The following is a 21,550-nucleotide window of genomic DNA, read 5'->3' on the forward strand; positions in this document are numbered from 1 at the left end:
GTCAGTGTCCTGCGCTGTAGATGGCATGCGGGTCTTTGAGTACCGGGTCGACGGTCTTCCACGCGCCGTTCTCGTACACGCGGTAGAAGCAGCTTTCACGGCCGGTATGGCAGGCGATGTGGCCCAGTTGCTCGACCATCAGGATGATCACGTCGGCGTCGCAGTCCAGGCGCATTTCATGCAGCTTCTGCACGTGGCCGGACTCTTCGCCCTTGCGCCACAGTTTGCCACGCGAACGCGACCAGTAGATGGCGCGCTGCTCGGCGGCAGTCAGGCTCAGGGCCTCGCGGTTCATCCAGGCCATCATCAGCACGCGCCCGGTCTTGTGGTCCTGGGCGATCGCCGGTACCAGGCCATCGCTGTTCCAGTTGATCTCGTCCAGCCAGTCTTTCATGTTCGACTCCAAAATAGGCCACGGTCCCGCACCGATGCCACCTGCTAGTGTGCCAGCCACGCAGCAGGCTGGCTATCGGCGCACGATCAGGTAAAGGCCCCCGGCCAGCATCAGCCAGGCCGGCCAGGCTGCCGGGGCGCTGAGGCTCACGGCACCTGCGGCGAGGGTTGCGCCGCCCGCCAGCAGGCCGGCACCGAGCAGGCGCAGGGCCCAGCGATCGCGCTGCTGCCAGGGTGGCGGCGGGTCGTTCAGGTGCGGTTGCGACATGCGTTCGAGCAGGTCGCGGGTCATGCCGGCCAGGTGCGGCAGTTGCTCGACCTGGCTGTGCAGGTTCTGCAGCACGTTTTTCGGGCTGACCCGCTCGCGCATCCAGCGCTCCAGAAACGGCTGGGCGGTGCTCCACAGGTCCAGGTCAGGGTACAGCTGACGGCCCAGGCCCTCGATGTTGAGCAGGGTCTTCTGCAGCAGCACCAGTTGCGGCTGCACTTCCATGTTGAAGCGTCGCGCGGTCTGGAACAGGCGCATCAGCACCTGGCCGAAGGAAATATCCTTTAACGGTTTTTCGAAGATCGGCTCGCACACGGTGCGGATCGCCGCCTCGAATTCGTTGAGCTTGGTCTGCGCCGGTACCCAGCCCGAGTCGATGTGCAACTGGGCCACGCGACGGTAGTCACGCTTGAAGAAGGCGAACAGGTTGCGTGCCAGGTAGTCCTGGTCCTCGGGGGTGAGGCTGCCCACGATGCCGCAGTCGATCGCGATGTACTGCGGGCTCCACGGCTTGACGGTGCTGACGAAGATGTTGCCCGGGTGCATGTCGGCGTGGAAGAAGCTGTCGCGAAACACCTGGGTGAAGAAGATCTCGACGCCGCGCTCGGCCAGCAGCTTCATGTCGGTGCGCTGGTCGGCCAGGGTGGCAAGGTCAGTGACCTGCACGCCATAGATGCGCTCCATCACCAGCACCTTGGGCCGGCACAGGTCCCAGTACACCTGGGGCACGTACATCATCTCCGAGCCTTCGAAGTTGCGTCGCAGCTGGCTGGCGTTGGCCGCCTCGCGCAGCAGGTCGAGCTCGTCGTAGATGGTCTTCTCGTAATCGTTGACCACCTCGACCGGGTGCAGCAGGCGGGCATCGGCCGACACCCGCTCGGCGCCGCGGGCGATCAGGAACAGCCAGGCCAGGTCCTGCGCGATGATCGGCTTGAGGCCTGGGCGCACCACCTTGACCACCACCTCCTCGCCGCTCTTGAGGCGCGCCGCGTGCACCTGGGCCACCGAGGCCGAGGCCAGCGGTTCGACGTCGAAGCGGCTGAAGATCTCGCCCACCTTGGCGCCGAGCTGCGATTCGATCAGCGCCACGGCCTTTTGCGGGTCGAAGGGCGGCACGCGGTCCTGCAACAGCATCAGCTCGTCGGCGATGTCGGCGGGCAGCAGGTCACGGCGGGTGGAGAGCAACTGGCCGAACTTGATGAAGATCGGGCCCAGGTCCTGCAGCGCCAGGCGCAGGCGCGCGCCACGGCTCAGGGGCGACGGCTTGCGCGGCAGCCAGCGCCAGGGCATGGCGAAACGCAGGGTCATCAGCCACCAGGGCAGGGGCAGGTCGAACAGCAGGTCATCGAGACGGTAGCGGATCACGACGCGCTGGATGCGCAACAGACGGCGGACGGCAAGCAGCTTCATGCGTTATCGCTGGATTCAAGGGATCGGGCAAGGCGCGCAATGCGTGCCTCGAGGCGTTCTACATCGATTTTCAGGGCATCGAGCTCGGCGAAGCGCGCTTCGGCCTCGCGCTGGCCGACCAGGGTGCGGGCCTCTTCGGCCAGGTATTCGCCAAGGTTCTGGTTGAGGCTGGCCAGGCCCTGGCGGGTCCAGCGCGCGCGGCTGCGCAGGTGGCCGCCGATCATCTGGGTGGCGACCGGGCCGAGCCAGCGCGAGAGTTCGTACTCCCAGTCCAGCTCCAGGTCCTGCAGCACGCCGACCAGGTCGAGCAGCACCGCGCTGTCGCCTTCGAGTTCCACCTGCGGGCTGTGCAGCACCGCCGGCTTGTCCTGGCTCAGGGCCAGTTGCAGCAGGCTGCTGGCCGGCGCACGCAGGGTGCAGTCGGCCTCGGTTTCCCAGTGGCTGGCGAGCATCAGGCCTTCATCGCCGGGCAGGATGTACAACTGCAGCGCCGGCTGGCGGCAGTCGATGGCAATGATCTTGCCCTCGAGCGCAGCCAGGCGCGGCAGCGCAGTGCTGTCCATGCGCAACACACGGTTGAGACCGTGTTCGACGCTGGCGAGCAGCCCGGCCAGCAACATCAGGGCTTGATACCGCGGTGCAGGGCCACGATACCGCTGGTCATGTTGTGGTAGGTGACGCGGTCGAAACCGGCGTCGACCATCATGGCCTTGAGGGTTTCCTGGTCGGGGTGCATGCGGATCGATTCGGCGAGGTAGCGGTAGCTGTCCGCGTCGTTGGTGATCAGCTTGCCGGCCAGCGGCATGAAGGCGAACGAGTAGGCATCGTAGACCTTGGACATCAGCTTGTTGGTCGGCTTGGAGAACTCCAGCACCAGCAGGCGGCCGCCCGGCTTGAGCACGCGCAGCATCGAGCGGATCGCGTCGTCCTTGTGGGTCACGTTGCGCAGGCCGAAGGCAATGGTCACGCAGTCGAAATGGTTGTCGGGGAAGGGCAGCTTCTCGGCGTCGGCCTGGACGAACTCGATGTTGCCGGCCACGCCCTTGTCGAGCAGGCGGTCACGACCGACCTTGAGCATCGAGGCGTTGATGTCGGCCAGTACCACCTGACCGGTGGGGCCGACCAGTTGCGAGAACTTGCGCGCCAGGTCGCCGGTGCCGCCGGCGATGTCGAGCACGCGGTTGCCAGGGCGCACGCCCGACAGCTCGATGGTGAAGCGCTTCCACAGGCGGTGCATGCCGCCGGAGAGCACATCGTTCATCAGGTCGTACTTGGCGGCCACCGAGTGAAAGACTTCGGCGACTTTCTCGGCCTTCTGGCTTTCGGGGACATCCTTGTAGCCGAAGTGGGTGGTGGGTTCGGCGTGTTCGCCTTTGCGCTGGTCGTTCATATCGCTTCACCGGAAAAAATTACTGGCCATTCTAGGGCGTGCGGCTGCATTTGTCTTGGCGGGGTGTGTCGCAGGCGGAGGCAGGGGCATAATGGGAGTATGCCCTTCTAGCCAGGATTGATTGAATGACCCAGATCAGCGTCGAACGCAAACACAGCCTGGGGCGCGCAGCGGCCCGGGAAAAGGCCGAAGCCCTGGTGGACAAGCTGACCCGCGAGTACGACCTCAAGGCGCAGTGGAACGGTGACCGGGTAGAGGTCAGGCGCAGCGGTGCCAATGGCAGCATCGATATCGGCGACGACAGCATCCGGGTGGAGTTGAAGCTCGGGATGATGCTGTCGATGATGGGCGGCACGATCAAGGCCGAGATCGAGCGGGCCCTGGACAAGGCCCTGGCCTGAAACCGCTGTCGCGGGTCAAGCCGGCTCCCGCAGGTTCACTGCAGGCCCTGTGGGCGCGGGCTTGACCCGCGACAGGGGCCTTCGCTGCACAGCAAATCCTGCCCTTAGGGTGAGGATTCTAATTTTTCCCCCTACCTTTGTGCCCAAGCCCAACTTTCACGGGCGTAACTCCATTTCCGTTCAAGCGTGAGGTGCAGAGCATGGCCAAAGTGACCCTGAAGAAAATCGACGACGCCCCGGGCAAGGCCTTGGGCGAGGTGCGCGGCTACGCGCGCAAGATCTGGCTGGCAGGCCTGGGGGCCTACACCCGGGTCGGGCAGGAGGGCGCCGAGTACCTGAAGGAGCTGGTCAAGGCCGGCGAAACCGTGGAGAAAAAAGGCAAGAAACGCCTCGACCACGAACTCGATGCCGCCAACAGCGAGATCCAGTCCGCCAGGCAGGAACTGGGCAGCGTGAAGGGCAAGGTCGAAGTTCAGCTGGATAAAATCGAAAAGGCTTTCGACACACGGGTCGCCAGCGCCTTGAATCGCATCGGCATTCCGTCTAAACATGACGTGGAGGCACTTTCTGCCAAGCTCGAAGAGCTGACGCTGTTGCTCGATCGTGTCGCACGCAAACAATAAGGAGAGCGGGATGGCTGGCAAAAAGACAACTGAGAAAGAGAGCAGCTCCTGGGTCGGGGGGATCGAAAAGTATTCCCGCAAGATCTGGCTGGCTGGTTTGGGTATCTACTCCAAGATCGATCAGGACGGCAGCAAGCTTTTCGAAACCCTGGTCAAGGACGGTGAGAAAGCTGAAAAGCAGGCCAAGGGCAGCGTCAACTCGGCCAAGGCCAGTGCCAAGTCTGCGACCTCGCGCGTAGGCGACGTGAAAGACCGCGCACTGGGCAAGTGGAGCGAACTCGAAGAGGCTTTCGACAAGCGCCTGAACAGTGCCATCTCGCGCCTGGGCGTGCCCAGCCGCAATGAGGTCAAGGCACTGCACCAGCAGGTCGACACCCTGACCAAGCAGATCGAGAAACTGACCGGTGCCTCGGTCAAGTCGGTCTCGGCCAAGGCGCCGGCCAAGCCACTGGCCAAGGCAGCACCGAAAGCGGCGGCCAAGCCTGTGGCCAAAACTGCGGCGGCCAAACCAGCAGCGGCCAAGCCAGCAGCCAAGCCGGCCGCGGCGAAAACCGCAGCCGCCAAGCCTGCAGCGAAAGCGGCGGCCAAACCTGCCGCAAAACCTGCCGCCAAGCCGGCAGCAGCGAAAAAGCCAGCGGTGAAGAAAGCCCCGGCCAAGCCTGCTGCAGCCAAGCCCGCAGCGGCCAAACCGGCAGCGCCAAGTGCCAGTGCGGCACCGGCGCCAAGCCCGGCGGCCACTGCGGCGCCAGCCGCGTCGGCAGCACCAGCACCTTCGAGCCCGGCCAGCCAGGCCTGACTCGAGGTAGCTGTACAGAAAACGCCCGGCCTGTGTGCCGGGCGTTTTTATGTGCAGTGCCTGTGCTGGCCTCATCGCCGGCAAGGCCGGCTCCTACAGGTAGCGCGCCGTCTGTAGGAGCCGGCCTTGCCGGCGAAGCTCTTCAGCCTTCCAGGTACCTCAAGGCCAACTGCTCCGCCGCCAGGCGTGACTCCACCTCCAGGTGCGGCGCCACCAGCATCATCACCTGGTACACCACGATCCCGACCTCGCCCTCGCGCGCCAGAATCCGCTGGTAGTCCAGCGAGAACAGCAAGGTCATGCTGATCTGCTCCACCAGTTGCCCCAGTGCGCGGGTATCGCTGGTCACCTGCCCATGCGCCTTGAGGCTCGCCAGCAATGCCGCCAGCGTGCGCTTGAGCGCATTGAGCAGGGTGCGCATGCCCCGCGCCAGCTTGGGCAGGCGCCCGATAAGGTTGGACAGGTCCTGGAACAGAAAGCGGTACTGCGCCATGCGCTCCACGATCAGGTGCAGGAACAGCCAGTAGTCCTCGGCATCCAGGCGCACCTCCAGGGGCGGGTCGAGCAGGGGCGTCAGCTCCTCCTCGAAACGCTCGAACAGGCCCAGCACCAGCGGCTCCTTGCCGTGGAAGTGGTAGTACAGGTTGCCCGGGCTGATGCCCATCTCGTTGGCGATTTCCAGCGTCGAGACATTCGGCTCGCCCTGACGATTGAACAGGTGCAGGGCGCACTCCAGGATACGGTCGCGGGTCTTCATCCGTTCTTCTTGCTCAGCGCACCAGCACGTAGGTGCCGGGTGCGGGGTCCATGGGAGGGTAATTGGCGCTGCCCAGCGACAGGCGGGTTTCGCGCTGCGCACCGGAGCGCGCCTGTATCCAGTCGAGCCACTGCGGCCACCAGCTGCCCTCGACCTTCTGCGCATCGTGGTACCAGGCCCGCGGGTCGCTGCTCAGCCTGGGGTTCTCGACAAAATGCGCCTTGGGGTGGCCCGGTGGGTTGAGGATGCTCTGCACATGCCCGCTGTTGGCCAGCACGAAGCGCCGCTCGCCGCCCAGCAGCAGGGCCGAGCGGTACACCGCGTCCCACGGGGTGATGTGGTCGTTGCTGCCGGCCACGTGGAAGCTGTCCACCGTGACCTTGTGCAGGTCGATCGGCGTGCCGCATACCTCGAGGCCGTCGGCGTGCGTCAGCGGGTTGAATTTGAAGAAGTCCAGCAGATCGCCGTGCAGCGCGGCCGGCAGGCGGCTGTTGTCGTTGTTCCAGTACAGGATGTCGAATGCCGGGGGCGCCTTGCCCAGCAGGTAGTTGTTGACGAAGTAGTTCCAGATCAGGTCGTTGGGGCGCATCCAGGCGAACACCCGTGCCATCTCGCGGCCCTCCAGCACGCCCTGCTGGTAGGAGCGGCGCTTGGCCGCCTCCAGGGTCTGCTCGTCGGCGAACAGGCTGGCGGGGCTGTCGAACTGGCTGTCGAGCAGGCTGACCAGGTAGGTGGCGCTGTGCACCCGGCGCATCTGGCGCTTGGCCTGCAGGTGGCCCTGCAGGGCCGCGATGGTCAACCCGCCGGCACAGGCGCCGAGCAGGTTGACGTCGCGGCTGCCGGTGATCGAGCGGCACACGTTCATGGCTTCCTCGACCGCCGCCACGTAGCTCGACAGGCCCCATTCGCGATGCCGGGCGTCGGGGTTGCGCCAGCTGATCATGAAGGTCTGCAGGCCGTTCTTGAGGGCGTACTGCACAAAGCTGTTGGTCGGGCTGAGGTCGAAGATGTAGAACTTGTTGATCTGCGGCGGCACCACCAGCAGGGGCCGGGCGTACTGTTTTTCACTCATCGGGCGGTACTGGATCAGCTCCAGCAGCTCGTTGCGAAACACCACCGCGCCGGCGGTGCTGGCCAGGTTCCTGCCCACCTCGAAGGCGTCCGGGTTGACCTGGCGTGGCAGGCCGTCGTTGTGGCGCAGGTCGTCGAGCAGGTGGTTCAAGCCGCGCACCAGGCTCAGCCCGCCGGAGTTCAGCAGCTCCTTGACCGCCGCCGGGTTGAGCAGGGTGTTGCTGGGCGACATTGCATCGTTGAGCAGCGAGAACACGAAGTGCGCGCGGGCGCGGTCATCGTCGTCCAGCTGGCTCTCGTCGATCCACTGGCAGGTCTGCTGCTGCCAGGCCAGGTAGGCCTGCAGGCCGCGTCGGTACAGCGGGTTGAGCTGCCAGGCCGGGTCGTTGAAGCGGGTGTCGCGTGGCGAGGGCTGGTAGGGGGTATCGCCCAGCATCACGCGCCCCAGCTGGCCACCCAGCGCCAGCAGGTGGCGCGCAGTGTGCAGCGGGTGGCGCAGGCCGTGGCGCCCCAGCTGGTGCACCGTCGACAGCAGGTCGCGACCGCGCAGGCCACTGATGGCGCTGCGCACGTTGAGATAGGCAGCGGGGGTCGGTACCCCGGGCTTCGCGGGCTTGTCTTTCATCCAGGCAACACTCCGTCGTCAGGCCATCAACCAATGTTTCAATGCAAGAGCGACACCAACCCGAACTGGCGCTGACATGCCCCGGCGCTCCTGCCGGGGGTGCAAGCGATAGAGGTGCTCAAGCGCTCGGGGCGGGCCGTGGATGCATGACGGCGCGTTGGCGCTCCTGCTGCAGGAATTTCATGATGATCGGGGCAACGGCTTCGGCCCGGGTGATCAGGAACAAGTGACCGTCGTCGATTATGTGTAGCTGGGCATTGGGAATTCGCCAGGCCAGCAGGCGCATATTGATCAGCGGGATCAGCGGGTCGTCGTCGCCGGCCAGCACCAGGGTCGGCTGCTGGATCTTGTGCAGCCAGTGAATGCTGGTCCAGCCCATGCCGGCGAACAGCTGCCAGTAATAGCCCAGCTTGCCCGAGGAACGCACCTTGGCCGCATGCGACGCGGCCAGGTTCGGGTCGCGGCGAAAGGCCCCGCCGTAGATTTCCGGGGCGATGCGGATCACGTGGGACGGCTGTATGTAGCGCCTGGGGCTGGCCATCAGCCACAGCACCCGTGGCTTGCCCGGCACCATCACCGCACCGGCGGCGGTGGCCGCCAGCACCAGCTTCTTGCAGCGCTCGGGGTAATCGTGGGCGAACTGCTGGGCCAGCGCTCCGCCCCACGACACGCCGATGGCATTGACCTGCCCGTAGTCGAGGTAGTCGAGCATGCGCGCCGTCAGCTTGGCCAGCCCGGGAAAGCGGTAGGGCCGGCGCGGTGTCGACGAACCGCCCACGCCGGGCACGTCGAAGGCGATCACTTCAAGGTCCGGGTCCAGCGCATCGATGAACGGGAACACCAGCTCCAGGTTGGCGCCGATACCGTTGAAGATCAGCAGCGGCGTGAGGTGCGGCTTGCCGGGGCGAACGGCCGTGCGGATGGACTGGCCATCGAGCTCGACGGTTCTGAAGAGGTACGGTTGCGGCATGCGCGAGCCCTGTCGTGAGTAGCAGCGCCGCCTTGCCTGCGGCGGCGCCGGGTGTTTTCAGCGTTCGTGGACGTAGGTGCCGGGCGACGCTTCGGCGCTCGGATAGGCCTTGTTGCCCAGCTTGGCGGGTGCCGGCTTGAGTGCGCCGGAGCGCTCGGCCAGCCACGCCTGCCAGTACAGCCACCAGGAATCGGTGTGCTTGGTGGAGTTCTCCTGCCAGTCGTCGGCCTGGGCCGGCATCTCGCTGCTGGTCATGTAGCGCGACTTGGGGTTGCCCGGCGGGTTGAGGATGCTCTGGATATGCCCGCTGTTGGACAGCAGGAACTCGACCTTGCCGCCGAACAGCTGCGCCGACTTGTAGCAGGACTTCCATGGGGTGATGTGATCGTTGGTGCCGGCCACGCTGAAGATGTCGGTGGTGACCTGGCTCAGGTCGATCGGCGTGCCGCACACTTCCAGTGCACCGGGGCGCACCAGCGGGTTGTTCTTGAACATTTCGATCAGGTCGCCGTGGAAGGCGGCGGGCAGGCGCGTGGTGTCGTTGTTCCAGAACAGGATGTCGAACACCGGCGGCTCGTTGCCGAGCAGGTAGTTGTTGACCCAGTAGTTCCAGATCAGGTCGTTGGGGCGCATCCAGGCGAACACCTTGGCCATGTCGCGGCCTTCGAGCACACCGGCCTGGTAGGAATGGCGCTTGGCCGACTCCAGGGTCTGCTCGTCGACGAACAGCGCCACCTGGGTGTCGAGGGTGGTGTCGAGCACGCTCACCAGCAGGGTCAGGGCATTGACCTTCTTCTCGCCCAGTGCCGCGTAGTGGCCCACCAGCGCGGTGCAGGTGATGCCGCCGGAGCAGGCACCGAGCATGTTCAGGTCCTTGCTGCCGGTGATAGCCAGCACCACGTCGACGGCCTCCTTGAGCGCATCGATGTAGGTCGACAGGCCCCACTCGCGCTGGGACTTGTTGGGGTTGCGCCAGCTCACGATGAAGGTCTGCACCGTGGAGCGCAGGCAGAAGCGCGCCAGGCTCTTTTCCGGGCTGAGGTCGAAGACGTAGAACTTGTTGATCTGCGGCGGTACCACCAGCAGCGGCTTTTCGTGCACCTGCTCGGTGATCGGGCGGTACTGGATCAGCTCCAGCACGTCGTTGCGAAATACCACGGCGCCCTCGGTGGTGGCCAGGTTCTTGCCCACCTCGAAGGCGTCCATGTTGACCTGGCTGGGCATGCCGCCGTTGTGCACCATGTCCTTGGCCAGGTGCGACAGGCCGTCGAGCAGGCTCTTGCCACCGGTTTCGAAGAAACGCTTGACCGCTGCCGGGTTGGCCGCGCTGTTGGTGGGGGCCATGGCCTCGGTCATCAGGTTGATGACGAAGTGCGCGCGACTGATGTCCTGCTCCGACAGGTTGCTGTTGCCGATCCAGTCGTGCAGTTCCTTGCGCCAGGCCAGGTAGGTCTGCAGGTAGCGGCGGTACAGCGGGTTCTGGCTCCAGGCCGGGTCGCTGAAGCGGCGGTCGTCGCCCTCCGGCTGCAGGCCGGACTTGCCGAAGATCACGTCCTTGAGCTGCAGGCCGAAATGCGCGACGTGCTTGGCACTGTGCAGCGGTTGCTTGATGGCCTGACGCAGCACCATCCGGGCCGAAGACAGCAAATCCTTTCGGCGCAGGCCAATGATGGGGCTCAGGCCCAGGGTGTTTTCAGAGGCTTGGCGCTGCAGGTCATCGTTGTTCTTGTTACTCATCTACGACGCTCCGTTGTCCTGAGACGAGTACCGGCTGGGCTGTGGGCGTTGCACAGACGAATGCCCGGTACTACTGCTCGGGTGACCAGTGATAACGAACTGCGGTCCTGCGACCGGATGCGCGACGGTGATGAGCCCTGCGGGTTTATGCGTGTGAAGACAACCTGCTTTCGCTCGCGACCTCGGCATACCGGCCAGACCCTGCATCAACCCGCCCATGCAGGGTACTTGCCATATCCATTGGTTACCCGACTTTCATGGAATGCGCAAGCCGGCCAATCGCTGGCCGGCGCACGGGCATTCAAGCAAATAGAATTAGAAAATGCGCTCTAAAACGCCGGAGTGCCGGGCTAGAGCATCAGCTTGACGATCGACTCGGAAGGGTCGCGGGATTTGCCAGCCTTGGCCAGTTCGTCGAGGTACTCGGCCCACAGCTGGTCCTGGCGCAGGCACAGCTGTTCGAGGTATTCCCAGGTGAACAGGCCGCTGTCGTGGCCGTCGTCGAAGGTGAGCTTGAGCGCGTACTGCCCGGCGGGCTCGAGCTGGCTCAGGCCGACGCCGAGCTTGCCAAATTGTAAGATCGGATTGCCGTGGCCCTGGACCTCGGCGGAAGGGGAGTGCACGCGCAGAAATTCGGCGGGCAGGTGATACACCTCGTCGGGCCCGTAGGTCAGGCTCAGGGTCTTGGAGGCTTTGTGCAGATTGATGGCGGTAGGCAGACGGGGCATGGCTATAAGGCTCTTGGGCTTCAAGCTGCAAGCTACAAGCTGCAGGAGAAGGCGTCCAGCACCTCCGGCCTGCAGCTCGCCGCTTGCCGCTGAGCTACAGAATGTAGCGCGACAGATCTTCGTTCTGTGCCAATTCGCCCAGGTGGCTGTTGACGTACTCGGCGTCGATGCGGATCGGCGCTTCGCTGTGGGCGCTGGCCAGGTCGCCGGCGCTGAACGACACCTCTTCGAGCAGGCGCTCGAGCAGTGTGTGCAGGCGACGGGCACCGATGTTCTCGGTCTTCTCGTTGACCTGCCAGGCAATCTCGGCCAGGCGCTTGATGCCGTCGGCAGCGAACTCGATGTTCAGCCCCTCGGTCTTGAGCAGCTCGCGGTACTGCTCGGTGAGCGAGGCATGCGGTTCGCTGAGGATGCGCTCGAAGTCTTCCGGGCTCAGGGCCTTGAGTTCGACACGGATCGGCAGACGACCCTGCAGCTCGGGCACCAGGTCGCTCGGCTTGCTCAGGTGGAACGCACCGGAGGCGATGAACAGGATGTGGTCGGTCTTGACCATGCCCAGCTTGGTATTGACCGTGCAACCTTCGATCAGCGGCAGCAGGTCGCGCTGCACGCCTTCACGGGACACATCGGCGCCACCGACGTTGCCGCGCTTGGCTACCTTGTCGATCTCGTCGATGAACACGATACCGTGCTGCTCGACCGCCTCGAGGGCCTTGGCCTTGAGTTCTTCCTCGTTGACCAGGCGCCCGGCTTCCTCGTCGCGCACCAGCTTGAGCGCTTCCTTGACCTTGAGCTTGCGGCTCTTCTTCTTGCCCTTGCCCATGTTGGCGAACAGGTTCTGCAGCTGGTTGGTCATCTCTTCCATGCCCGGCGGCGCGGAAATGTCGACGCCGACCGCTTCGGCCACCTCGATCTCGATTTCCTTGTCGTCAAGCTGGCCTTCACGCAGGCGCTTGCGGAACAGCTGGCGGGTGTTGGAATCGCTGCTGTTGACCGGGTCTTCGTTGAAGCCGGTGCGGGCCGGTGGCAGCAGCGCATCGAGGATGCGCTCTTCGGCGGCGTCTTCGGCACGGTGGCGCACGCGCACGATCTCCTGCTCGCGCAGCAGCTTGATCGCGGCGTCGGCCAGGTCGCGGATGATCGATTCGACGTCACGGCCCACATAGCCCACTTCGGTGAACTTGGTGGCTTCGACCTTGATGAACGGCGCGTTGGCCAGCTTGGCCAGGCGACGGGCGATTTCGGTCTTGCCCACGCCGGTGGGGCCGATCATCAGGATGTTCTTGGGGGTGACTTCCACGCGCAGCTCTTCGGGCAGCTGCATGCGGCGCCAGCGGTTGCGCAGGGCGATGGCGACGGCGCGCTTGGCATCGTCCTGGCCGATGATGTGGCGGTTGAGTTCGTGGACGATTTCGCGGGGGGTCATGGACATAATGGTCGATGGTCCTGTGGGCAAGTGTTCAGCGTGGAAAAGCCCGACCGTCGGGGTCGGGCGCCAGAACAGCTGAATTACTCGGCCAGGTCCTGCTCCTCGATGGTCAGGTTGTGGTTGGTGAACACGCAGATGTCGCCGGCGATGTTCAGTGCGGTCTCGGCGATTTCGCGAGCCGACAGGTCGGTTTTCTGCAGCAGGGCGCGGGCGGCGGCCTGGGCGTAGGCGCCGCCGGAGCCCATGGCGATCAGGCCGTCTTCGGGTTCGACGACGTCACCGTTGCCGGTGATGATCAAGGAGGCGTCCTTGTTGGCCACAGCCAGCATGGCTTCCAGACGGCTCAGCGAGCGGTCGGTACGCCATTCCTTGGCCAGCTCGACGGCGGCGCGAATGAGGTGGCCCTGGTGTTTTTCGAGCTGGCCTTCGAAGCGCTCGAACAGGGTGAAGGCGTCGGCGGTGGCACCGGCGAAGCCGGCGATGACCTGGCCGTGGTACAGGCGACGAACCTTCTTGGCGTTGCCTTTCATCACGGTATTGCCGAGGGAAACCTGGCCGTCGCCGCCCATGACGACTTTGCCGTGGCGACGAACTGAAACGATGGTGGTCAAGGGAGAGTCTCCACGCAGCGAGGCGAAAATGCCTGATGCAGACTCATATGGGGGTGGGGGGAAAGATTTCAACCTTTGCGGCCCCTTCGCCGGCAAGGCCGGCTCCTACCGGTAGGAGCCGGCCTTGCCGGCGAAGGGTTTGACTCAGGCTTCGTGGCTGATGTGCCCGTCAACCAGGGTGTAACGCACCGCACCCGGCAGGCAGTGCCCGATGAACGGGCAGTTTTCGCCCTTGGAGCGCCATTGTTCGCCAGCCACGGTCGAGGCCTGCGGGTCGAACAGCACCAGGTCTGCCGCCGCACCCACCTGCAACTGCCCGGCCGGCAGGCGCAGGGCCGCCGCAGGGCCTGCAGACAAACGCTGCAACAAGGTTGCCAGGTCGAGCAGGCCGTCCTCGACCAGTGTCATCGCCAGCGGCAGCAGCAACTCGACGCTGCTGATGCCTGGTTCGGTGGCACCGAACGGCGCCAGCTTGGCGTCGCGCTCATGCGGCTGGTGATGGCTGGAAATCGCCTGGATCACGCCCCGCTTGACCGCATCACGCAGGCCGTCGCGGTCGGCGCGGGTGCGCAGCGGCGGTTGCACGTGGTACAGGCTGGAGAAGTCGCGCAGCGCCTCGTCGGTGAGGATCAACTGGTATAGCGCCACATCCGCCGTCACCGGCAGGCCGCGGGCCTGGGCCTGTTCGATCAGCTTGGCGCCCCGGGCGCTGGTCAGCTGGCTGAAGTGCGCACGCACGCCGGTCTGTTCCACCAGCAGCAGGTCGCGGGCCAGGGCCACGGTCTCGGCGGTTTCCGGAATGCCCGGCAGGCCGAGGAAACTGGCCATCGCGCCCTCGTGGGCGAGGCCGCCCTGGGCCAGGTCGCGGTCCTGGGAATGGAAGATCACCGTCAGGTCGAAGGTGGCCGCGTAGTCCAGCGCGCGGGCCAGGGTGCGGGTGTTGGTGAAGCTGTTCAGGCCGTTGCCGAAGGCCACGCAGCCGGCATCGCGCAGGGCGATCAGCTCGGCCAGTTGCTCGCCTTCCAGGCCCTTGCTCAAGGCGCCGATCGGGTACACCTTGCTGTGCCCGGCTTCACGGGCGCGGTCCAGGATCAGCTCGGTGACTGCCGAGGTGTCGAGCACCGGCCGGGTCTGCGGCGGGCAGCACAGGCTGGTCACGCCACCGGCGGCGGCGGCGCGGGTTTCGCTGGCGATGCTGCCCTTGCGGCTGTAGCCGGGCTCGCGCAGGGCAACGCTCAGGTCGACCAGGCCGGGCGCGGCCACCAGGCCGGTGGCGTCCAGGGTACGGGCGGGCTTGAAGCCGGCCGGGGCAGCGCCGATGGCGACGATCTTGCCGGCGTCGATGTGCAGGTCGCCGACCTGGTCCAGGCCGCTGGTTGGGTCGATGACACGGGCGCCGAGGATACTCAGGCTCACTGGGCGTTCTCCTGCTCGAATTGACGTTGCGCGGTCTGCCCGCTCATGGCCATGGACAGCACCGCCATGCGCACGGCGATGCCGTAGGTGACCTGGTTGAGGATCACCGAGTGGGCGCCGTCGGCCACGGCCGACTCGATTTCCACGCCACGGTTGATCGGCCCGGGGTGCATCACGATGGCATCGGGCTTGGCCCCGGCCAGGCGTGCGGTGGTCAGGCCGAACAGGCGGTAGAACTCGCCCTCGCTGGGCAGCAGGCCGCCGGTCATGCGCTCACGCTGCAGGCGCAGCATGATCACCACGTCGACGTCCTTCAGGCCTTGCTCCAGGTCGGTGTAGACCTTCACGCCGTACTGCTCGATGCCGATCGGCAGCAGGGTCTTGGGGCCGATCACGCGGATGTCCGGGCAACCCAGGGTTTTCAGCGCGAGCATGTTCGAGCGCGCCACCCGCGAGTGCAGGATGTCGCCGACGATGGCCACCGAGAGGTTCTCGAAGCCGCCCTTGTGGCGACGAATGGTCAGCATGTCGAGCATGCCCTGGGTGGGGTGCGCGTGGCGCCCGTCGCCACCGTTGATGATCGCCACCTCCGGGCACACGTGCTCGGCGATGAAGTGCGCGGCGCCCGAGTCGGCGTGGCGCACCACGAACATGTCGGCGGCCATGGCTTCAAGGTTGCGCAGGGTGTCGAACAGGGTCTCGCCCTTGCTGGTGGAGGAGGTCGACACGTTCAGCGTGATCACGTCGGCCGACAGCCGCTGGGCGGCCAGTTCGAAGGTGGTGCGGGTACGCGTGGAGTTCTCGAAGAACACGTTGCACACGGTCTTGCCGCGCAGCAGCGGGACTTTCTTGACCGCACGCGCGCCGACTTCGAGAAACGAGTCGGCCGTGTCGAGAATTTCGGTCAGCAGTTCGCGGGGCAAACCGTCGAGCGAGAGGAAGTGGCGCAGCTGGCCCTGGTCATTGAGCTGCAGCGGGCGCTTGGCGTCGATTGGCGTCATCGCGGGGGACTCTTAAAGGGCGGAAGCGGAAGCGAGGTCCTGGCGCTCGAGTTCGAGCGGCGCGGGGCCGGACAATTTTACCCGTTCATGGGCTTGCAGCGACAGGGTGGCGCCCACCACGTTTGGCCGGATCGGCAGTTCGCCGGCATCCAGGTCCAGCAGACACACCAGGGTCACGCTGGCCGGGCGGCCATAGTCGAACAGTTCGTTGAGGGCGGCGCGGATGGTGCGCCCGCTCATCAGCACGTCGTCCACCAGTACCAGGTGCTGGCCTTCGATCTCGAACGGCAGCTCGGACGGGCGCACCTGCGGGTGCAGGCCGTTCTGGCTGAAGTCGTCGCGGTAGAACGACACGTCGAGGGTGCCCAGCGGCGAATCGCTGCCCAGCTCGGCCAGCAGCGCCTGGGCCACCCATACGCCGCCGGTGCGGATGCCGATGAAGCGCGGTTCGGCGATGGCGCGGCGTTGCAGGTGGGCGCGAAGGTCAACGGCCATCTGCCGGATCAGTTCGGCGGGGTTGGGTAGGCTCATGCTTGCTCCTCAAGAGGCCGGGGCAGAGAGCTGGCCCGGCGTGTAACCGATGGTCGGGTTCAGGCCTGTTCGGCGTGGGCGTCGAGCCAGCCTTGCAGCAGCAGGGCGGCGGCAATCGCGTCCACCGGGTTGTCGCGGTAGCTGCCGCGTTGGCCGCCACGGGCCATGCGTTCGCCCTTGGCCTCGAAGGTGGTCAGGCGCTCGTCGTGGGTGTAGGCCGGTACGTTGAAGCGGCCGTTCAGGCGTCGGGCGAACTTCTCGGCGCGCGCGCTCATTTCGCTGGGCGTGCCGTCCATGTTCAGCGGCAGGCCGACGACTACCGCGTCGGGTTGCCATTCCTTGAACAGTTTTTCCACCTGGGCCCAGTCGGGTGCGCCGTTCTGCGCCTTCAGGGTGCACAGCTCGCGGGCCTGGCCGGTGATCACCTGGCCGACGGCGACGCCGATCTGCTTGGTGCCGTAGTCGAAGCCCAGCAGCAGTTTGAGCGCCGCCATCAGGCGTGCCCCGCCTGGCTGGTGAGCAGGCTGAGGTTGATGCCCAGGCTGGCTGCGGCGGCTTCGAGGCGTTGCTCGCAGGCCATGCCGAAGATGATCTCGGGGTCGAACGGGCAGTTGAGCCAGGCGTTGTCGGCCAGTTCCGCTTCCAGCTGCCCGGCTTCCCAGCCGGCGTAGCCCAGGGTGATCAGGCTCTGCGCCGGGCCCACGCCGTCGGCGATGGCGAACAGCACGTCCTGCGAGGTCGACAGGGCCAGCCCGTCGAGCTGGACGGTGGCCTGGAAGGTCTTGTCGTTGGTGTGCAGCACAAAACCGCGGTCGGTCTGTACCGGGCCGCCGATATGGATAGGCACGTGGATGCAGCGTGCCGGCGGTTCGGTGTCCGGGCGCAGCTGCTCGAGGATATCGGCCAGGTTCAGCTCCTGCGGGCGATTGACCACCAGCCCCATGGCACCGTTGGCATTGTGCTCGACGATGTAGGTCAGGGTGTGGGCAAAGTTCGGGTCGGCCATGTGCGGCATGGCAATCAGGAACTGATGCTTGAGGTAACTCGGGCTGAGGTTTTTCATGGGGGTTAGTGTGGCGGCGAGCGGCCACGCTGACAAGGTGCGTGTCGAGTCTGCGGGCCGATTATGCCTGTTTCTTGGCGGTGCTAATCGGCACGGGCTGCTGTGTGAGGCGCTAGTTATGTGACCCTGCGGTTGCTGATGTCGCGGCACTGCGCTGCTTTTTGAAGCGGGTACATTTTTTTCGCGGCGACCTACAACTGGTAACTGTGTCAGGTGACAGGTGGTTTGGATCAACTCATAGTCTCACCGCAAACCGAGCATTTGGCTTATCTAAAGGAGAAGTGCAATGATCACTCGGATGTCTATCAACGAAGCAATCGGAAATTTCTTTACTAGTGAGGTAACGCTTACAGGACGCGGTGACCCCGACCGCGCTTATCTGGTCTGTGTCAGTGGGACCGGAGAATACTGCGGCGAGGGTAAGACGTACGAGAATGGGTGTTTCACAATTACCTTCAAGCCACCTGGCCCAAACCCTCACCATGGCTACCAATTTACGGTTAGGCATCTTGAAGACGATGGCACAGTAGGCAACAACCTGAACTGGTCTACTGCCGTCAACAACCCACTCGAAGGTTAATGATCTGACATGGCGAGTTGAAACTCTTCTCACTGTCTAGCAGTTGAGGCATGCCTCGCAGTTATTGTAAGTGCTGGTCCTGCTTCAATTTCGCGACAACATTTTTTGTTGGCCAGCTTCGGTAGTTTTGATTACGAACACTCGTACTTACAGGTGTTATTTGAGCCGCTTGACGACGTCAGGCGAGTACACCTTCGGCGATCAGTTGCTCGACAACCGATCCCCACGGGCGAAGCGCCACGTTCGAACAATTTCCAGCCGATCGATATCCGACAGGTCCCCGGTGAACGGCGCAAACGGCGCCGCCAGCCGCACGATGCGCTGCGCCGCCTGGTCCAGCAGCGGCTGCCCGGAAGATTCGAGCACCAGCACCTCGTACAGCGAACCGTCATGGTTGATCGACACCAACAGGCGCAAACTGCCGTAGATCTGCTGGCGGCGGGCCTCGTCCGGGTAGTTGAGGTTGCCGATGCGCTCGACCTTCTTGCGCCATTCATCCTTGTACCAGGCGCCCTTGTCGCGCATGGTCGAGGCCGCGCTCAGGCGGTGGATGCGCGGGCGCTTGGCGTACAGCTGCTGTTCGTTGGCCAGCTCCGCCTCGAGGCTGGCGATCTGGCTGGACAGGTCGGCGCTGTCGAACGTCGGCGTGGCCGCCTTGGGTTGCACCTTGGGCTGCTGTTCCTTGGGGCGGGTCTCGACCTTCTGCGGCTTGGGCCTTGTGGTGGCCACCACTGCCTTGGGCGGGGCCGGCTGGGGCGCCACTTCGGGCTTCGAAGCCGGGGGCGGCGTCACCTTGTTGATCTTGCTGTCCTGGAACGGGGCGATCTCGGTGGTCTTGGGCACTGCCTTCTTGTCCAGCGTGCCGCTGCCCTGCTGGTTGTCCTGCGCCAGGTAATCGGCCTTCTTCGGCGGTGCCTCGCTCTTGAAGGTGGCCAGGGTGATTTCCATGGTGCGGCGGATTTCTTCAGGCTTGGCGAAGGTAAACCCCAGGCCCAGGATCAGCGCCAGGTGCAGCAGCGCCGCCAGGAACAGGGTAAAGCCCAGCCGGTCCGCCGCGCGGACACGGGGCGGGGCAAAATCGGCAGGAAGGTCGGCAGGAAGCGTCATCGATTATCCAGCAGCCGGGGCAGGGCCGGCGCAGCGGGGTGCCAGTCGAGAATGGACCGGCATGATACCCCACAACGCGGGCCCGCCACTTGTCGGCGGTCAGCGTGCCTTGAGCTTGCGATCAATGGCGTCCATCAACTGCGCGCCGATCTGCGTGCCGTAGGCGTTGTCGATTTCGCGGATGCAGGTGGGGCTGGTCACGTTGATTTCGGTCAGGTGCTCGCCGATCACGTCCAGGCCGACGAACAACAGGCCCTTCTCGCGCAGGGTCGGGCCCACCTGGGCGGCGATCCAACGGTCGCGCTCGGTCAGCTCGCGGGCCTCGCCACGACCGCCGGCGGCCAGGTTGCCGCGGGTTTCGCCGCTGGCCGGGATGCGCGCCAGGCAGTACGGCACCGGCTCGCCGTCGATCATCAGGATGCGCTTGTCGCCGTCCTTGATCGCCGGCAGGTAGGCCTGGGCCATGATCTGCTGGGTGCCCAGGGCGGTCAGGGTCTCGAGGATCACCGACAGGTTGGGGTCGCCCACGCGGTGGCGGAAGATCGAGGTGCCGCCCATGCCGTCCAGCGGCTTGAGGATCACGTCGCCGTGCTTGGCGGCGAATTCGCGGATGATGTCCGGGCGCCGGCTCACCAGGGTTGGCGGCGTGCACTGCGGGAACAGCGTGGCGAACAGCTTCTCGTTGCAGTCGCGCAGGCTCTGCGGACGGTTGACCACCAGCACCCCGGCGGCCTCGGCCTGCTCCAGCAGGTAGGTGCTGTAGACGAACTCCATGTCGAAGGGCGGGTCCTTGCGCATCAGGATCACGTCCAGCTCGCTCAGCGCGGCGTCGGTCTCGGCCTCCAGCTCGAACCAGTGCTCGGGGTCGGCGAACACCTTGAGCGGGCGCATGCGGGCACGGGCCACGCCTTCGCTCTGGTACAGGTCGTGCTGCTCCATGTAGAACAGCGACCAGCCACGGGCCTGGGCGGCCAGCAACATGGCCAGCGAGCTGTCCTTCTTGTAGGAGATCTGCGCGATGGGGTCCATGACAATCCCGAGGCGAACGCTCATGGGGTATTTCCTCCCGGCGGCGTGCTGCCGCAGTGGCTCGAATTGAAGTGCGTCAGGGTGGCGCCCGGCGGGCTGGCGGTCAAGGGGAAACGTCAGCCGGCAGGCATCGGCGCAGGGCGCGGCGAGGCTCGATGGAATGCACCCCCAGAGTGTGCTAAAAAGGCCTGGCACGTGGCCTGCAAGGCCCTTCCAGGCGATGGTAGAGCAATTATGGTACAGCCCGACACGGCGTTGAAGGTGATGGTGATCGATGACTCCAAGACGATTCGCAGCACTGCCGAAAAGCTGCTGGGCGAAGCCGGTTGCGAAGTCGTCACCGCAGTCGACGGTTTCGACGCCCTGGGCAAGATCGTCGACCACACCCCGGGGATCATCTTCGTCGATGTGCTGATGCCGCGCCTCGATGGCTACCAGACCTGCCTGCTGATCAAGCAGAACAGCGCGTTCAAGGACATCCCGGTGATCATGCTGTCGTCGCGCGACGGCCTGTTCGACAAGGCGCTCAGCCGCCAGGTGGGCTCTGATCAATTTCTGACCAAACCTTTCAGCAAGGAAGAACTGCTGGATGCGATCCGCGCCCATGTGCCGGGTTTCGCCGCAGAAGAACAACCCGCACCCTGACGCCGCCGCCCTCCTGGCCGCGGCGTCATGCCTTTATTGGGGAACAGCATGGCCCGAGTTCTGATCGTCGACGATTCGCCGACCGAAATGTACAAACTGACCGGAATGCTCGAAAAGCACGGGCACCAGGTGCTCAAGGCCGAGAACGGCGCCGATGGCGTGGCCCTGGCCCGCCAGGAAAAGCCCGACGCGGTGCTGATGGACATCGTGATGCCCGGCATGAACGGCTTCCAGGCGACCCGTCAGTTGAGCAAGGACGACGTCACCAAGGGCATCCCGGTGATCATCGTCACCACCAAGGACCAGGAAACCGACAAGGTCTGGGGCCAGCGCCAGGGCGCCAGCGACTACCTGACCAAGCCGGTGGACGAAGACACCCTGATCCAGGTCCTGAACAAAGTTCTCAAGGCTTGACCACGCGGCGCATGGGCGAATCGCTGACCGCCTTCGAGCTGTTGCTCGAAATCGACCGGCGCTGTCGCCTGCTGGCGGCCGACCTGCCATTGCAGGAAACCCGCCTGCAGACCTGGAGCGGCATCGGCTTTCGCATGGCCGAACACTGGTTCGTGGCGCCCATGGGCGAGGTCGCCGAGGTGCTGCAGGAACCCCGGCTCAGCCGCATTCCCGGGGTCAAGCCATGGGTGGCGGGGGTGGCCAACCTGCGCGGGCGGCTGTTGCCGGTGATGGACCTGTGCGGTTTTCTCGGCCTGGGCCTGTCGGTGGTGCGCAAGCAGCGGCGGGTGCTGGTGCTGGACCACGAGGAGCTGTTCGCCGGGCTGCTGGTGGACGAAGTGGTGGGCCTGCAGCACTTTGCCCTGCACGGCCTGGAGCTGTCGCCGCCGGCGCCGCTGCTGCCGGCTGCGGCCCCCTTCGTGCAGGGGCACTTTCAGCGCGAGCACTGCTGGGGCATTTTCAGCCCCTTCGCCCTGGCCCAGGCGCCAGGCTTTCTCGATGTGGCGTTGTAAAGGG

General features: G+C 65.1%; 24 protein-coding genes. 6 read left to right on the forward strand and 18 right to left on the reverse strand.

From position 1 onward, the window contains the following. Position 1: 1 nt before the first annotated feature. From hisI to ubiE, 4 genes are all read right to left on the reverse strand, one after another. Positions 2-394 carry a phosphoribosyl-AMP cyclohydrolase gene (gene hisI / locus NP552_RS07905; protein WP_043862161.1) on the reverse strand — a complete coding sequence of 131 codons (393 nt, stop codon included), beginning with the start codon at positions 392-394 and terminating at the stop codon, positions 2-4. Positions 395-466: 72 nt separating this feature from the next. After that, a complete protein-coding gene (gene ubiB, locus NP552_RS07910) occupies positions 467-2,071 on the reverse strand; it encodes a ubiquinone biosynthesis regulatory protein kinase UbiB (RefSeq protein WP_043862160.1) in 1,605 nt (534 codons plus the stop codon). Then, positions 2,068-2,691: a ubiquinone biosynthesis accessory factor UbiJ gene (locus NP552_RS07915; RefSeq protein WP_123753317.1), complete on the reverse strand. Its 624-nt coding sequence runs from the start codon at positions 2,689-2,691 to the stop codon at positions 2,068-2,070. The genes ubiB and NP552_RS07915 overlap by 4 nt, the downstream gene beginning before the upstream one ends. Continuing rightward, a complete protein-coding gene (ubiE, locus tag NP552_RS07920) occupies positions 2,691-3,461 on the reverse strand; it encodes a bifunctional demethylmenaquinone methyltransferase/2-methoxy-6-polyprenyl-1,4-benzoquinol methylase UbiE (protein WP_043862158.1) in 771 nt (256 codons plus the stop codon). The genes NP552_RS07915 and ubiE overlap by 1 nt, the downstream gene beginning before the upstream one ends. A gap of 125 nt (positions 3,462-3,586) precedes the next feature. Here ubiE and NP552_RS07925 point away from each other — a divergent pair, with 125 nt between their 5' ends. The 3 genes from NP552_RS07925 to NP552_RS07935 all read left to right on the forward strand — a co-directional run bounded on the left by NP552_RS07925 (position 3,587) and on the right by NP552_RS07935 (position 5,281). Further along, positions 3,587-3,862: a polyhydroxyalkanoic acid system family protein gene (locus tag NP552_RS07925; protein ID WP_043862157.1), complete on the forward strand. Its 276-nt coding sequence runs from the start codon at positions 3,587-3,589 to the stop codon at positions 3,860-3,862. 200 nt (positions 3,863-4,062) lie between these two features. Then, positions 4,063-4,485 (forward strand): phasin family protein, encoded by a 423-nt coding sequence (locus tag NP552_RS07930; protein WP_043862156.1) that lies wholly within the window; start codon positions 4,063-4,065, stop codon positions 4,483-4,485. Positions 4,486-4,495: 10 nt separating this feature from the next. Next, complete coding sequence (locus NP552_RS07935) at positions 4,496-5,281, forward strand: phasin family protein (protein ID WP_210013900.1); 786 nt, start codon at positions 4,496-4,498, stop codon at positions 5,279-5,281. Between the two features lie 142 nt (positions 5,282-5,423). Here the strand turns inward: NP552_RS07935 and NP552_RS07940 are convergent, their stop codons facing one another. From NP552_RS07940 to gshB, 14 genes are all read right to left on the reverse strand, one after another. Beyond that, positions 5,424-6,038, reverse strand: a complete 615-nt coding sequence (locus tag NP552_RS07940) for a TetR/AcrR family transcriptional regulator (RefSeq protein WP_274096621.1) — start codon at positions 6,036-6,038, stop codon at positions 5,424-5,426. A gap of 13 nt (positions 6,039-6,051) precedes the next feature. Beyond that, positions 6,052-7,734, reverse strand: coding sequence for a class II poly(R)-hydroxyalkanoic acid synthase (gene phaC / locus NP552_RS07945; RefSeq protein ID WP_078479839.1), 1,683 nt, complete (start codon positions 7,732-7,734; stop codon positions 6,052-6,054). Positions 7,735-7,852: 118 nt separating this feature from the next. Continuing rightward, positions 7,853-8,704 carry a poly(3-hydroxyalkanoate) depolymerase gene (phaZ, locus tag NP552_RS07950; RefSeq protein ID WP_043862152.1) on the reverse strand — a complete coding sequence of 284 codons (852 nt, stop codon included), beginning with the start codon at positions 8,702-8,704 and terminating at the stop codon, positions 7,853-7,855. A gap of 57 nt (positions 8,705-8,761) precedes the next feature. Then, positions 8,762-10,441 (reverse strand): class II poly(R)-hydroxyalkanoic acid synthase, encoded by a 1,680-nt coding sequence (phaC, locus tag NP552_RS07955; RefSeq protein ID WP_043862151.1) that lies wholly within the window; start codon positions 10,439-10,441, stop codon positions 8,762-8,764. Positions 10,442-10,791: 350 nt separating this feature from the next. Continuing rightward, entirely contained in the window at positions 10,792-11,169 is a 378-nt protein-coding gene (locus tag NP552_RS07960) for a gamma-butyrobetaine hydroxylase-like domain-containing protein (RefSeq protein ID WP_043862150.1), read from the reverse strand. Positions 11,170-11,263: 94 nt separating this feature from the next. Continuing rightward, positions 11,264-12,601: an ATP-dependent protease ATPase subunit HslU gene (hslU, locus tag NP552_RS07965; protein WP_054915767.1), complete on the reverse strand. Its 1,338-nt coding sequence runs from the start codon at positions 12,599-12,601 to the stop codon at positions 11,264-11,266. 77 nt (positions 12,602-12,678) lie between these two features. Further along, the gene (hslV, locus tag NP552_RS07970; RefSeq protein ID WP_028945572.1) at positions 12,679-13,209 is read right to left on the reverse strand and encodes an ATP-dependent protease subunit HslV; all 531 of its coding nucleotides are present in this window, start codon (positions 13,207-13,209) and stop codon (positions 12,679-12,681) included. Positions 13,210-13,353: 144 nt separating this feature from the next. Continuing rightward, positions 13,354-14,625 carry a dihydroorotase gene (locus NP552_RS07975; RefSeq protein ID WP_043862148.1) on the reverse strand — a complete coding sequence of 424 codons (1,272 nt, stop codon included), beginning with the start codon at positions 14,623-14,625 and terminating at the stop codon, positions 13,354-13,356. After that, complete coding sequence (locus tag NP552_RS07980) at positions 14,622-15,626, reverse strand: aspartate carbamoyltransferase catalytic subunit (protein WP_043862147.1); 1,005 nt, start codon at positions 15,624-15,626, stop codon at positions 14,622-14,624. Before NP552_RS07980 ends, NP552_RS07975 begins: the two co-directional genes overlap by 4 nt. A gap of 12 nt (positions 15,627-15,638) precedes the next feature. After that, positions 15,639-16,157, reverse strand: a complete 519-nt coding sequence (pyrR, locus tag NP552_RS07985) for a bifunctional pyr operon transcriptional regulator/uracil phosphoribosyltransferase PyrR (RefSeq protein ID WP_054915766.1) — start codon at positions 16,155-16,157, stop codon at positions 15,639-15,641. Positions 16,158-16,216: 59 nt separating this feature from the next. Beyond that, positions 16,217-16,651, reverse strand: coding sequence for a Holliday junction resolvase RuvX (ruvX, locus tag NP552_RS07990; protein WP_043862145.1), 435 nt, complete (start codon positions 16,649-16,651; stop codon positions 16,217-16,219). Continuing rightward, positions 16,651-17,220 carry a YqgE/AlgH family protein gene (locus tag NP552_RS07995; RefSeq protein WP_043862144.1) on the reverse strand — a complete coding sequence of 190 codons (570 nt, stop codon included), beginning with the start codon at positions 17,218-17,220 and terminating at the stop codon, positions 16,651-16,653. The genes ruvX and NP552_RS07995 overlap by 1 nt, the downstream gene beginning before the upstream one ends. 781 nt (positions 17,221-18,001) lie before the next feature. After that, a complete protein-coding gene (locus NP552_RS08000) occupies positions 18,002-18,907 on the reverse strand; it encodes an energy transducer TonB (protein WP_058541632.1) in 906 nt (301 codons plus the stop codon). Positions 18,908-19,006: 99 nt separating this feature from the next. Further along, on the reverse strand, positions 19,007-19,960 hold the full coding sequence (gene gshB / locus NP552_RS08005) for a glutathione synthase (RefSeq protein WP_043862142.1): 954 nt from the start codon (positions 19,958-19,960) through the stop codon (positions 19,007-19,009). Positions 19,961-20,170: 210 nt separating this feature from the next. Here gshB and pilG point away from each other — a divergent pair, with 210 nt between their 5' ends. From pilG to NP552_RS08020, 3 genes are read left to right on the forward strand one after another with little or no spacing between them, the layout of a single operon-like run. Continuing rightward, positions 20,171-20,581, forward strand: a complete 411-nt coding sequence (gene pilG / locus NP552_RS08010) for a twitching motility response regulator PilG (RefSeq protein WP_043862141.1) — start codon at positions 20,171-20,173, stop codon at positions 20,579-20,581. A 48-nt stretch (positions 20,582-20,629) separates the two neighbouring features. After that, positions 20,630-20,995 (forward strand): twitching motility response regulator PilH, encoded by a 366-nt coding sequence (gene pilH / locus NP552_RS08015; RefSeq protein WP_043862140.1) that lies wholly within the window; start codon positions 20,630-20,632, stop codon positions 20,993-20,995. Next, entirely contained in the window at positions 20,992-21,546 is a 555-nt protein-coding gene (locus NP552_RS08020) for a chemotaxis protein CheW (protein WP_078479846.1), read from the forward strand. Before pilH ends, NP552_RS08020 begins: the two co-directional genes overlap by 4 nt. Positions 21,547-21,550 lie beyond the last annotated feature (4 nt).

Source organism: Pseudomonas sp. 8209, from assembly GCF_028682105.1.
In the GTDB taxonomy this organism is placed as follows: Bacteria; Pseudomonadota; Gammaproteobacteria; order Pseudomonadales; family Pseudomonadaceae; genus Aquipseudomonas; species Aquipseudomonas palmensis.

What these genes read in the sequence shown, in the direction of transcription:
- ubiB (WP_043862160.1), bottom strand. Translation starts at nt 2,071, where the DNA reads ATGAAGCTGCTTGCCGTCCGCCGTCTGTTGCGCATCCAGCGCGTCGTG.
- NP552_RS07925 (WP_043862157.1), top strand. Translation starts at nt 3,587, where the DNA reads ATGACCCAGATCAGCGTCGAACGCAAACACAGCCTGGGGCGCGCAGCG.
- pilG (WP_043862141.1), top strand. Translation starts at nt 20,171, where the DNA reads ATGGTACAGCCCGACACGGCGTTGAAGGTGATGGTGATCGATGACTCC.
- hisI (WP_043862161.1), bottom strand. Translation starts at nt 394, where the DNA reads ATGAAAGACTGGCTGGACGAGATCAACTGGAACAGCGATGGCCTGGTA.
- phaC (WP_043862151.1), bottom strand. Translation starts at nt 10,441, where the DNA reads ATGAGTAACAAGAACAACGATGACCTGCAGCGCCAAGCCTCTGAAAAC.
- NP552_RS07930 (WP_043862156.1), top strand. Translation starts at nt 4,063, where the DNA reads ATGGCCAAAGTGACCCTGAAGAAAATCGACGACGCCCCGGGCAAGGCC.
- NP552_RS07995 (WP_043862144.1), bottom strand. Translation starts at nt 17,220, where the DNA reads ATGAAAAACCTCAGCCCGAGTTACCTCAAGCATCAGTTCCTGATTGCC.
- NP552_RS07960 (WP_043862150.1), bottom strand. Translation starts at nt 11,169, where the DNA reads ATGCCCCGTCTGCCTACCGCCATCAATCTGCACAAAGCCTCCAAGACC.
- NP552_RS07940 (WP_274096621.1), bottom strand. Translation starts at nt 6,038, where the DNA reads ATGAAGACCCGCGACCGTATCCTGGAGTGCGCCCTGCACCTGTTCAAT.
- NP552_RS07935 (WP_210013900.1), top strand. Translation starts at nt 4,496, where the DNA reads ATGGCTGGCAAAAAGACAACTGAGAAAGAGAGCAGCTCCTGGGTCGGG.
- ubiE (WP_043862158.1), bottom strand. Translation starts at nt 3,461, where the DNA reads ATGAACGACCAGCGCAAAGGCGAACACGCCGAACCCACCACCCACTTC.
- NP552_RS08000 (WP_058541632.1), bottom strand. Translation starts at nt 18,907, where the DNA reads ATGACGCTTCCTGCCGACCTTCCTGCCGATTTTGCCCCGCCCCGTGTC.
- phaC (WP_078479839.1), bottom strand. Translation starts at nt 7,734, where the DNA reads ATGAAAGACAAGCCCGCGAAGCCCGGGGTACCGACCCCCGCTGCCTAT.
- hslU (WP_054915767.1), bottom strand. Translation starts at nt 12,601, where the DNA reads ATGTCCATGACCCCCCGCGAAATCGTCCACGAACTCAACCGCCACATC.
- NP552_RS07915 (WP_123753317.1), bottom strand. Translation starts at nt 2,691, where the DNA reads ATGTTGCTGGCCGGGCTGCTCGCCAGCGTCGAACACGGTCTCAACCGT.
- NP552_RS07980 (WP_043862147.1), bottom strand. Translation starts at nt 15,626, where the DNA reads ATGACGCCAATCGACGCCAAGCGCCCGCTGCAGCTCAATGACCAGGGC.
- gshB (WP_043862142.1), bottom strand. Translation starts at nt 19,960, where the DNA reads ATGAGCGTTCGCCTCGGGATTGTCATGGACCCCATCGCGCAGATCTCC.
- pyrR (WP_054915766.1), bottom strand. Translation starts at nt 16,157, where the DNA reads ATGAGCCTACCCAACCCCGCCGAACTGATCCGGCAGATGGCCGTTGAC.
- pilH (WP_043862140.1), top strand. Translation starts at nt 20,630, where the DNA reads ATGGCCCGAGTTCTGATCGTCGACGATTCGCCGACCGAAATGTACAAA.
- phaZ (WP_043862152.1), bottom strand. Translation starts at nt 8,704, where the DNA reads ATGCCGCAACCGTACCTCTTCAGAACCGTCGAGCTCGATGGCCAGTCC.
- ruvX (WP_043862145.1), bottom strand. Translation starts at nt 16,651, where the DNA reads ATGGCGGCGCTCAAACTGCTGCTGGGCTTCGACTACGGCACCAAGCAG.